Here is an 11,876-nt window from a genome sequence, read left to right as displayed (position 1 = left end):
AGATGTGTATAAGAGACAGGAAGATGGGTGTTTTTTATTTGGAGCATACTTTTAGAATTAAAGAATGTGGATTTATTGGAATTTTAACTGTACACTGTACATTGTAAACTCAAAAGGTATTTTAATATATCTATCTTGAAATTTTTAAATTCGATTAATATTGCCTTAAATATATTTATCTAAAACTTATGCTCAAACTTAGTTTTAACTCACTTTTTAAAAACTCTATAATTAAATTAACTATTTTGGGGTAAATTAATGAATGATAGTAAAGAGACAATACAAAGCACTAACAGTACTAGCTGAAATGATTACAGTTTACTCTTTAGACACTATCATTAATTGAGGTGGGATAATAAATTATGCCAGATTTAGACTACTATAAGAAAAAGTTATTATGGGAAAAGCAGAGTATCTTAAATCAGATTGAAGGATTTAATGATAAAGGATATGAAGGTTTAACTAATAGTTTAAGAGATTCAACAGGTGAATTATCTTTTTATGATAATCATCCTGGTGATGGTGGGAGTGATACTTTTGAACGTGAGAAAGATATAGGGTTAAGGGATAATGCTAAGTTAATATTGCAGATGATTAATGATGCTTTAGAGAAGATTGAAACAGGAGAATATGGTCATTGTGACTCCTGTGGTAAAGCCATTAATCCAGAGCGTTTAGAGGCTATGCCATATAGTACTTTCTGTTTTGACTGTAAGTCTAAAAGTGAATTAAGAATTGGTACAAATGGACACAACTCTCGTCCAATTGAAGAGAATGCTATAGATTCTCTCCATAATGGAAACCCCTTCGCTATGAATGACGATATTGGAGCTACTGGTGGAGAACCAAAAGATTATAATGGCTATGATGGTGAAGATACTTGGCAGGATGTAGCAAGATATGGTACCTCTAATACCCCTTCTGATATTCCAGGTGCAGTTAATTATGAGGATACCTATATCGATGCTGATGAAGGTCAAGGGATGGTCGATTGGGGAGATGGGATTATGGATACCAGCCTAGGTGATGGAGAGGTAGCTGAGGAGGATGATTATCTAACTGGTCAAAGGCAGAAGAGAAGGAGAAAAGAATGGGAGTAAGCATTGACTTACTCTCTTGTTTTTTATTGTAAATATGTTAAAATATAAGCATGTTATAATGATAAATTTACTAGCCACAGGTTTCAACCTGTGGTGATGATGACATGTTACACTACGGGTTAAAACCCGTAGCTAAAACTTAAACTGTCGCATTATCCCCATTAAGTTTTATTTTAAATTTAGATACATTACATATGTTTGTTATAATTATTCAGTAGGAAGTAATTGTTAAAATAATTAGAGGTTGAAGATAAGACTTGAATTTATTTTAATAAGTCTATAAGTATTAAAAGAGGTGATAAATTGAAGTTATTTAGGCAGTTATGTATTATATTAGTTATTTGTTTGGCAGGAGAAGCTATCAATAAATTTTTCAACCTACCAATACCAGGTAGTGTAATTGGTATGCTTGTTCTTTTAGCGCTACTTGCCAAAGGTATTATTAAATTAGAGATGATAGATGGAATAGCTAAGTTCTTATTAGATCACTTAGCACTCTTTTTTGTACCTCCAGGAATTAGTTTGATTAATAATCTGGACTTACTGAGAGAAGAATGGTTTCCTATCCTTGCTATTATCTTGATTTCAACGATAATTGTTATTATTGTTACAGGTTTAACTATTCAATTTTTAAAGAGGAGACGATCATTATGATAGATTTTTTGAATACACCTTATTTTGGGCTGATTATTTCCATTCTATCCTTTGAGGTTGGACTCTATCTATATAGAAGGACTAAAATTTCTCTTTTTAATCCTCTATTGATTAGTATAGCATTGATTATCTGGTTATTGTCCACCTTTCATATTGATATTAAATACTATAATCAAGGAGGAGATTTATTATCCTTCTTTTTAGGACCTGCGACTGTAATTTTGGCAGTTCCTCTGTATAAGCAGTTTGAACTTTTGAAATCAAATCTGCTACCTATATTAGGAGGAATTATTGTAGGGTGTTTAAGTGGAATTATCAGTGTATTCTTCTTAAGTAAGCTCTTTGGATTAAATAGCCAAATTGGAACATCATTAATTCCAAAATCTGTAACCACTCCAATTGGGATTGAAATCTCTAAGCAGATTGGAGGGATACCTTCAATTACTGTAGCGGTAATAATAGCCACAGGAATCTTTGGTGCAGTTATAGGACCTTTTATCTGTCATTTATTTAGAGTAAGAGATGAAGTTGCTGTAGGAATTGCCATAGGGACTGCAGCTCATGCAATAGGAACTACTAGAGCTATGGAATTAGGTGAGACAGAAGGTGCTATGAGTAGCTTGGCTATTGGAGTAGCTGGATTAACTACTGTGATTATTGCTCCACTATTATTTGCACTGTTGAATTAAGAGTTGATAACTGCTAGTTTAAATAATATAGGTGTTCAATTTTAGAGTGAGACTTAATGGGTATATTGGGACACTTTTTTACTTCAGTGTATAGTTGATAATTGACAGTTGATAGTTAAGTTCAAAACCATTTAAATATAGGTTTTTAGTCCTTTAACTATCCACTACACACTATCAACTATCAACTCAAAAGTGTCGTAATATCTCTATATAACGAAATTTTTGTATTTTATCATAGAAGCTGAATAAGTATAATATTAAACTTTGATTGAAGAGATAATAAAGTAGAGCTAGATTTGGTTTATTGTTTTTTTTTGTTATCTATGCTAAAATGTAAGTTGCTTCTACAATAAAGTAGATTATTTTAATGAATGGAGTTGAAGCTATGCTGATTTTTGTTGCTTTTTTGGTTATTATATTATTAGATCAATTTACAAAACATCTAGTCCTAACTAACTTTAATCTAGGAGAATCTATCCCAATTATTCAAAATGTCTTTCATTTGACTTATGTCCAGAACAGAGGAGCTGCCTTTGGCATTTTACAGAATCAATTACCTTTCTTTATAATCATTACTTTAGCGGTATTGGCATTGTTGTTTTATTTTTATCGCCAATTACCATTAGGGAGTACTTGGAATAAAGTAGCTTTGGGAATGGCTTTAGGTGGTACTGTTGGTAATTTTATCGACAGAGTTAGATTAGGTTTTGTAGTTGATTTCTTTGATTTTAGAGTTTGGCCTGTCTTTAATATTGCTGATTCAGCAATTGTAGTTGCAGTGATAATTTTTAGTTATTGGATTTTAATTGTTGATCAAGGGAATAATAGTAATTAGTAACGAGTTAAGAGTAAGTGATAAGTAATTAGTAAAAATCCTTAATTAAGGAATATATCTGATCTGATGATTAGAGGTTGTTAAATCTTTTAAATTGTCTTGAATTTACTCACACTTTCACTAATTGTATTACATTAAATTTGTTAGACGGAGTGATAACTGATGAAAGATAAACGAGAATTTATAATTGAAACTGATTATACTAATAAAAGAGTGGATAAATTTTTATCTAAAAAGAATGATGATTTATCAAGGAGCTATTTGCAGGAATTAATCGATGATGATAAGGTTTTAGTCAATGGTAGTCCTGTTAAGAAGAGTTATAAACTATCAGCTGGTGATAAGCTAGAGCTACTTGTTCCAGAACCTGAAGAGCTGGAGGTAGAGGCTGAGAATATACCTTTAAATATTATCTATGAAGATGATGATATAGTTGTTATCAATAAACAGCCTGATTTAGTAGTTCATCCTGCACCTGGTAATGAGGATGGGACTTTGGTTAATGCTCTATTATACCATTGTGATAATTTATCGGGGATTAATGGGGTAATTAGACCAGGGATTGTACATAGACTCGATAAGGATACCTCAGGTGCAATGGTAGTTGCAAAAAATGATGAGGCTCATCTTAATTTGACAGAGCAATTTAAAGAGAGGGATACTAAGAAGGTATATTTGACCTTAGTTGAAGGAAAGGTCAAGTATAAAAAAGGTAAGATAGATGCTGCTATTGGGCGTGACTCTAAAGATAGAAAGAAGATGGCTGTTACTAGCAAGAATAGTAAGAAAGCAGTCTCTACTTTTAAAGTTCTTAAACGTTATGATAAACACTCGCTAGTGGAGGTTAATTTAGAGACTGGTAGAACCCATCAGATTCGTCTACATATGGACTATATGGGCCATCCAGTGGTTGGTGATGGGTTATATGGATATAGTCAAAAGACTTTGGATGTTAAACGCCAGATGCTACACTCCCATCTTTTAGGATTTTATCATCCTAAAACAGGAGAATGGGTCGAATTTGAAGCACCTTTGTTAGATGATATGAGAGAAATTTTAGATAGTCTTGAATAAATTTTAAGAAGATTGGAAAGTCTTGTTGACATAAGTGAATTTATTTGATATACTTTCTTAGAAAAGAAGAAATAACGATTTTTTAAAACCTTTTTAAATTAGTCCAGTGAGACTAGTAAGGGGCGCAGAGATTCAATTATAAGTTTTTTATTATTTATTTATAATTGGGTTTTATTCAGATTATTCAGCCTTCTTACTAGTGTAAGAAGGCTTTTTTTATAGGCTCATAGATTATTCTGTTTAGGAGGAATAAAGATGGAGTTAAAAGTAAAAAAGGAATTAATAGATAGTGATGGGATTAGACGTGCTTTGACCCGTATCTCTCATGAGATAATTGAGAAGAATGAAGGGTTAGAAGATGTTATAATCATTGGAATTAGAACTCGTGGAGTTCCTCTAGCAAAAAGGATTACTAGTAAGTTAGAAGAGATAGAAGGAAAGCAGGTTCCTAGAGGAATTTTAGATATTACTCTATATCGTGATGATTTGACTACTATTGCCAATCAACCTATCGTTCATCAGACCGAGATACCTGTAGATATTACTGACAAGAAGGTTATTTTGGTAGATGACGTGCTCTATACTGGTAGAACGGTTCGATCTGCCTTAGATGCCCTAATGGATTTAGGTAGGCCTAAAAGCATACAATTGGCTATTTTAGTAGACAGAGGCCATCGTGAACTGCCAATTAGAGCTGACTTTGTTGGAAAGAATTTACCTACATCTAAATCTGAAGTAATTAGTGTTAATCTAAAAGAGGTAGATGGCAAAGATGGAGTAGTTTTAAAAGAATATAATAAACAATAGTCCTTTTTAAAATAGTCCTGTGAGGCTATAAGGGGAATCATTGAGCGTTTTAATCTGAATATAGTTATATTCAGACTCTCCTTAATCCCCAGTCTCACAGGCTTGGGGATTTTTTATTAGACAGCATACTAGGAGGAGATAAATATGGTTAAAGAGAGATTAGCAAAAGATAATATAGCTTTATCTAAAGGTTTAATATTGGCAGTACAACATCTATTTGCAATGTTTGGGTCTACAGTATTGGTTCCAACCTTGACTGGTTTAAATCCGGCTGTAGCTCTATTTACATCTGGAGTAGGAACTTTGATTTTTCATGTAATAACTAAAGGTCAAGTACCAGCTTACTTAGGTTCTTCATTTGCTTTTATCGGTCCAATTATTGCAGCTAAAGAAGGTTATGGTTTACCAGCAGCTTTACTTGGTTGTTTTGTAGCAGGTATAATTTATATTGTGATGTCAGCGGTGATTCGTAAGATTGGAACAGGCTTTATCGATAATTACCTACCACCAGTAGTAGTAGGTCCTGTAATTATGACCATTGGATTGGGCTTAGCTCCAGTGGCTAAGGATATGGCAGTGACCCACCTGCCAACAGCAATCTTTACTTTAGCAGTCACTATTGGAGTAAGTGTCTTGGGAAGAGGAATATTTAAAGTAATTCCAATTTTGATTGGAATTATCAGTGGATATATCTTTGCATTCTTTAATGGTCTAGTAGATCTGTCGGCGATACATTCAGCTAATTGGTTTGCTCTACCAGAGTTTAATTCAATCTTTGCTTTAGATTCCTGGGGGGCAGGTATCTCAGCGATTGCCTTAATTGCTCCAGTAGCAATTGTAACTATGGTAGAACATTTAGGTGATGTCTTAGCATTATCAAAGACTGTGGATAAGAACTTTATTGAAGAACCAGGCTTGCATAGAACTTTATTGGGTGATGGGGTTGCTACAGCCTTTGCATCCTTAGCAGGAGGTCCACCTAACACAACTTATGGAGAGAATATAGGTGTTTTGGCTTTAACAGGTGTCTATAATCCAGTGATTGTAGAGATGGCTGCAGTTATAGTCTTTGCCATGAGCTTTATTCAAAAGATTGGTGCCTTGATTCAGACTATTCCCCAATCGGTAATGGGTGGGATTGTAATTCTACTCTTTGGAATGATAGCATCAATTGGACTTAGAACCTTAGTTGATAATAAAGTTGATTTGAGTATAAATAGGAATTTAGTAATTGTATCAACAATCTTGGTCATTGGAATCAGTGGAATACCGTTAATAATAGATTTTATTGCTATAGCTAAATTTCTACATCTAGATAATGTAGCGATAATTAAAACTATAGTTAATCAAATTAAAACTTTAGAGTTTCAGGGTATGGGCTTAGCAGCGATGGTTGGTATAGTGCTTAATATTTTGTTACCTAGAGTTAAAAAATAGAATCAGCTTAATAGAAAAAATATCCAATTAAAATTGGATATTTTTTCTATTTTTTTGAAAAGAGAAGGAGGAGTTCAGTTCTTTTTGCCTAATATTGTAAAAAGTAATATATTAAAATATAAAGGTGGTTGAATTATAAATCATGAAAGAACAGGCAAAAGGACAGAACTTTAGTGATTTGAGAGCAATATTGATTTTAATTTTGGCTATTTGTTTATTATGTTTATTATGGTCTGGGTACTTTTTTAAATTCTTTAAGCTAGCAAAAGAGAGAGCAAAATTTATCTATCTTTTATACTATTTATCGAATGGAATAGTATGTCTTTATCTTATTAAGATCATATTTAGGCATAATTTCTTGTTAAAAAATTTAAGTAAAGAAGAGTCTTCGATTGATCAAGTAGAAATAGATTCATATAAAGAGCAGATTAAAAGATTAAAGATGGAAAGGCATGACTTTAAGAATCAATTACAGACTATTTATACTATGTTAGAGCTGAATAAGATTGATGAGGTGAAGATCTATTTGAAAGATTTATGCTCTGATTTAGAGGAGATTAAGGAAAGTTTGATAGATGATTCCTTATTGCCTATAATATTATTACCTAAAAAGAAAGAAGCAAAAGAAGCTGGAATAGATTTAGAGATTAACTTAACTGCGGATTTACAACAAGTGACTGTACCCCAGAAGAAACTTTTTAGAATATTATTCAATTTAATAGATAATGCCTTAGATGTACTTACTAAGTCCTCTCAAGATCAGAAACTTATTGAGGTTAAATTTTTAGATAATCAGAATAACATAAATTTAATTGTAGAAAATAATGGACCTACTATTCCAGAAAGCTTGTTAGCTAACATCTTTGAAGCAGGTTACTCTACTAAAGGTGAAGGGAGAGGCTTTGGTCTATACATAGTTAAAAGTTTATTAGAAGAGTATGGTGGTAAGATTGATGTTACAAATAGAAAGGGTATTATAACTCAATTTGTATGTACCTTACCTAAGGAGCAGAGGGGTTAATTTGCTTTTAGCAATAAATTTTTGCTTTTATCTGAATGTTTTAAGGTTTAATTATAAATTGTTAAAAATTTTTCATTCTATGCAGGTAAATGTTCGAACTATGTCGAATATTGTATAATAAGTTAGCATTACTAAGAAATTAAGATGGTGATTTTATGAAGTTTAATTTAAAAAAATATAAGTTTCTAAGAGGGTATATTGATATTCTTCTTTTATCGTTACTACCATTTTTAGTACTAAAAGGATTGTTTGTTTACAAAGAAGTTATTAGTATCTCTCAAGATATTCTTCTAAATATATTGGATTATAATTCTATAGAGGCGATACTAGAGCTATTTATTTCATTAATTTGTATTAATATTTTTTTATTGGTAGTCTATTCTTATCGTCATAATAATAATCTAAAAAGCTTATTTATCTCTATAACATTCCTATTTGCAGGAATAATGAATTTAATGCATTCTATTTTGGTCTTTAATAACTCCTATTTAGAATATAATAGTAGTTCAGAAGTCTTTGCGCTTAGCACAAGGCTGATAGTGGTCTTTGCTATCTTATTAAATTGGCTGATTAAAGATAAGAAAGAGAGCAATTCTTATTATCTTTATTCAACTATTATATTCAGCCTGCTATCGTCCTTGATTATCTCTTATCTTACCTTTAAGTTATGGTTGACCTTTGCAAATGTTATTCCCTTAGTTAAGTTGTTATTAATTTTAATGATATCTACAAATATATATATATATGCTAAAAAGCATATATATCAAGAGCTTAGTTCTTATATGTTTAAGGGATTTATATTTTTGTTATTTTGTGAGGTTTTAGCCTTCTTCAAAGTTGAAGTGTTTGGCTTGTCCTATTGGCTCTTACATATCTATAAATTCATTGCTTTTGCTTACTTTTTTAAGAATATCTTTATTAAAGAGATTAATGATGGGATATTGGCTAAGCAGGAGCTAGAATTACAGCATACTAAATTGAAGTTGAAAGAAGATAAGATTAGAGAGCTTAGAATACAACGCCATGACTTTAAGAATGAATTACAGACTATCTATACTATGCTACAGCTAGATAAGGTTAAAGAAGCTAAGGAGTATATCAAAGATACCCATTTGGATTTAGATAAGGTTGATTTAGATTTAAAGGAAGAGAATATTATTCATAGTGTTTTTATGCCTAAGGAAAAAGAGGCTAAGAATAAAGGTGTTGATTTTAAATTATTACTTGCTAGTGACTTATCAGGTATTGTTATGCCTTTAAATAAAGTTTTGAAAATATTATTTAATTTGATAGACAATGCTTTTGATGTTTTAGTTAAATTGCCTAAGAGCGAACGTAAATTAAGGGTTGCTTTAGTCGATAAGGGTAGTAGTATCGATATTATTATCCATAATAGTGGTCCTGCTATCTCTGAAAGAATTTTAAATAATATTTTTGAACCAGGTTACTCTACTAAAGGAGAAGATAGAGGTTTTGGTCTATACATAGTTAAAAGCTTATTAGAAGAGTATGGTGGTAGGATTAATGTCGAAAGCAAAGAAGGAATGGGAACAAAATTTATCTGCCGTTTGCCTAAAATATAAAAAAATTAGAAAAAAGTTGACAAGGAAATCCATGATGTGATAAGATTCTATTAATGACAAAATAATAGTTTCTTTTAAATTAGTCCTGTGAGACTAGTAAAGGAAGTAGTTTTAACTGTTGATTTAATGTTACAGAGGTATTATCATATCTTATCTTACATACATTGAATTAAGAGTTAAGATTATTAAAAGGTCTTCTTACTAGTTTGAACTGGTGGGAAGATTTTTTTATGCCATCAGTAATTAATATCTTTATATATTTAAAAATTGAATATTTACCTTTAAGTTAATCCAGAGAGATTAGTAAGGGAAGAAATTAGTTTCGGTTTCAGGTTAAGTTTGAGTAAAAGATTAAGAACAGAAATAAACTTGATTTTACTTAGACTTAACCGTAGACTCAAACTCAAATAGCTATAATTATCCCTTGCCAATTTTCTGGTAAGGGATTTTTTATTTCAGTGGAGGTGTAAATATGGGATTAAAGAGTAAAGACTTATTAGGGCTAGAGAATATAACTAAATCAGAGATAGAATTAATTTTAGAGACAGCAAAGACGATGAAGGATATTTTAAAGAGACCAATTAAGAAGGTACCTACCTTAAGAGGAAAGTTGGTTGTAAATCTCTTTTATGAACCAAGTACGAGGACAAGCTCATCTTTTGGACTAGCAGCTAAGAGTTTGAGTGCTGATACTATGAATCTATCAGTTAAAAGTAGTAGTGTAACTAAAGGGGAGAGTTTAGTCGATACAGCTAAGACCTTAAAGGCTTTAGGAGCAGATGCAGTAGTAATTCGTCATGGGATACCTGGAGCAGCAAAATTGTTAGCCAAAACTACTGATATGCCAGTTTTGAATGCTGGAGATGGAGCTCATGAACATCCTACTCAGGCCTTATTAGATATGTATACTATCAAAGAGAAAAGGGGTAAGATAGAAGGGCAGAAGGTTGCTATTGTAGGTGACATCAAACATAGTCGAGTAGCCCGTTCAAATATCTGGGGCTTGACCAAATTAGGTGCTGAGGTAAGGTTGATTGGACCAAGTACCTTGATTCCAGTGGGAATAGAGCAGATGGGCGTTAAAGTTTATAATGATTTAGAAGCGGGGATTGAAGATGTAGATGTAATCAATCTATTAAGAATACAAAGAGAACGCCAAGATAAAGGGTATTTCCCTACTATTAGAGAATATACCAAGCGTTATGGATTGAGAAGAGAACATCTTAAACTGGCCAAAGATGATGTAACAGTAATGCATCCAGGACCGATTAACCGTGGAATTGAGATTTCTTCAGATTTAGCTTATGGTAAGAAAGCAGTGATTGAAGAGCAGGTGACCAATGGAGTTGCTATCAGAATGTCTTTACTATATCTCTTATTAGGAGGAAGTAGAAATGAGTAAACTATTATTAAAGGGTGGCAAGATAATAGATCCAATACAAGGAAGTAAAACAGCAGACATCTTAATTGTTGATGGTAAGATAGACAAGCTAGGAGATAATTTAGCGGCAGAGGATGCTCAGGTAATTGATTTAGAGGGCAAGGTAGTATCACCAGGGCTAATCGATATTCATGTCCATTTAAGAGAGCCAGGTTTTGAACATAAAGAGACCATTGAGACAGGAACAAAATCTGCAGCTAAGGGTGGATTTACTTCAGTAGCTTGTATGCCAAATACAGACCCAGTAATTGATAATCAGACCTTAGTAGAAGGTTTATTAGCAATAGCAAAACGAGATGGAGTAGTAAATGTCTATCCAATTGGGGCAATCACTAAAGGAAGTCAAGGTAAAGAATTAGCTGAGATTGCTAATATGAAAGAGGCAGGAGTAGTAGCAATCTCTGATGATGGACATCCAGTGATGAATGCTGAAATGATGAGATTAGCTTTAGATTATAGTAAGGACTTTGATTTGACGATAATCTCCCATTGTGAGGATAAGAATCTAGCAGGAGATGGGGTAGTGAATCAAGGATACTATTCAACGATAACTGGCTTAAATCCGATATCAAGCTCTTCAGAGAGTGTGATGGTGGGACGGGAGATACTCTTAGCAGAAGAAGCAGGAGCCAAGGTTCATATCGCCCATATCAGTACTAAAGAGAGTGTAGATTTAGTCAGACAAGCTAAGAAGCGAGGAGTAAGGGTAACTTGTGAAGTAACACCACACCACTTTACCTTAACTGATGAAGTGATTACTAGCTTTGATACCAATACTAAGATGAACCCACCATTAAGAAGTGCTGAGGATGTAGAAGCTATTAAAGAGGGATTAAAGGATGGAACTATCGATGTAATCGCAACAGACCATGCTCCCCATGCTGAGGAAGAGAAGGATGTAGAGTATAATTATGCTCCTTTTGGAATCGTGGGCTTGGAAACCGCTGTGGGCTTAGTAATAACTGAGCTTGTAGAGCCAGGAATCTTGACTTTAGAGGAGGCAATTGCTAAATTGACTATTAATCCTGCTCAGGTAATTGGAGTCGATAAGGGAACTTTAGAGGTTGGCAAAGATGCTGACATTACTATTATAGATATAGATGAAAAATGGGAAGTAAAGACTGAAGAGTTAGTCTCTAAGAGTAAAAATACTCCTTTTGGAGGATATGAGCTACAGGGAAGAGCAGTGATGACTATTGTAGCTGGAGAAATCGTTTATAGTGATTAGTGTGAGT

At 32.8% G+C, this 11,876-nt stretch carries 11 protein-coding genes; all 11 read left to right on the top strand.

Translation table 11 applies throughout. The features are described 5' to 3' along the window. Positions 1 to 362 precede the first annotated feature (362 nt). Positions 363 to 1,100, top strand: a complete 738-nt coding sequence (locus ACTCDL_RS02280; protein WP_463173706.1) for a TraR/DksA C4-type zinc finger protein — start codon at positions 363 to 365, stop codon at positions 1,098 to 1,100. 303 nt (positions 1,101 to 1,403) lie between these two features. Then, positions 1,404 to 1,754, top strand: coding sequence for a CidA/LrgA family protein (locus ACTCDL_RS02275; protein WP_463173705.1), 351 nt, complete (start codon positions 1,404 to 1,406; stop codon positions 1,752 to 1,754). Continuing rightward, the gene (locus ACTCDL_RS02270) at positions 1,748 to 2,443 is read left to right on the top strand and encodes an LrgB family protein (protein ID WP_463173707.1); all 696 of its coding nucleotides are present in this window, start codon (positions 1,748 to 1,750) and stop codon (positions 2,441 to 2,443) included. The genes ACTCDL_RS02275 and ACTCDL_RS02270 overlap by 7 nt, the downstream gene beginning before the upstream one ends. A gap of 367 nt (positions 2,444 to 2,810) precedes the next feature. Next, complete coding sequence (lspA, locus tag ACTCDL_RS02265) at positions 2,811 to 3,278, top strand: signal peptidase II (RefSeq protein WP_463173704.1); 468 nt, start codon at positions 2,811 to 2,813, stop codon at positions 3,276 to 3,278. A 162-nt stretch (positions 3,279 to 3,440) separates the two neighbouring features. Continuing rightward, positions 3,441 to 4,352 (top strand): RluA family pseudouridine synthase, encoded by a 912-nt coding sequence (locus tag ACTCDL_RS02260; RefSeq protein WP_463173701.1) that lies wholly within the window; start codon positions 3,441 to 3,443, stop codon positions 4,350 to 4,352. A gap of 255 nt (positions 4,353 to 4,607) precedes the next feature. Beyond that, the gene (gene pyrR / locus ACTCDL_RS02255) at positions 4,608 to 5,159 is read left to right on the top strand and encodes a bifunctional pyr operon transcriptional regulator/uracil phosphoribosyltransferase PyrR (RefSeq protein WP_463173700.1); all 552 of its coding nucleotides are present in this window, start codon (positions 4,608 to 4,610) and stop codon (positions 5,157 to 5,159) included. Positions 5,160 to 5,303: 144 nt separating this feature from the next. Then, on the top strand, positions 5,304 to 6,596 hold the full coding sequence (locus ACTCDL_RS02250; RefSeq protein WP_463173699.1) for a uracil-xanthine permease family protein: 1,293 nt from the start codon (positions 5,304 to 5,306) through the stop codon (positions 6,594 to 6,596). A gap of 142 nt (positions 6,597 to 6,738) precedes the next feature. Continuing rightward, on the top strand, positions 6,739 to 7,617 hold the full coding sequence (locus ACTCDL_RS02245) for a sensor histidine kinase (protein WP_463173698.1): 879 nt from the start codon (positions 6,739 to 6,741) through the stop codon (positions 7,615 to 7,617). Positions 7,618 to 7,772: 155 nt separating this feature from the next. Beyond that, complete coding sequence (locus tag ACTCDL_RS02240) at positions 7,773 to 9,200, top strand: ATP-binding protein (protein WP_463173697.1); 1,428 nt, start codon at positions 7,773 to 7,775, stop codon at positions 9,198 to 9,200. A 472-nt stretch (positions 9,201 to 9,672) separates the two neighbouring features. Beyond that, entirely contained in the window at positions 9,673 to 10,602 is a 930-nt protein-coding gene (locus ACTCDL_RS02235) for an aspartate carbamoyltransferase catalytic subunit (RefSeq protein ID WP_463173696.1), read from the top strand. After that, entirely contained in the window at positions 10,595 to 11,869 is a 1,275-nt protein-coding gene (locus ACTCDL_RS02230) for a dihydroorotase (protein WP_463173694.1), read from the top strand. Before ACTCDL_RS02235 ends, ACTCDL_RS02230 begins: the two co-directional genes overlap by 8 nt. Positions 11,870 to 11,876: the final 7 nt, after the last annotated feature.

This window comes from Orenia sp. (assembly GCF_055140805.1).
Note: the sequence above shows the minus strand (reverse complement) of the source record. Positions and strands in the feature narration are given on the sequence as shown.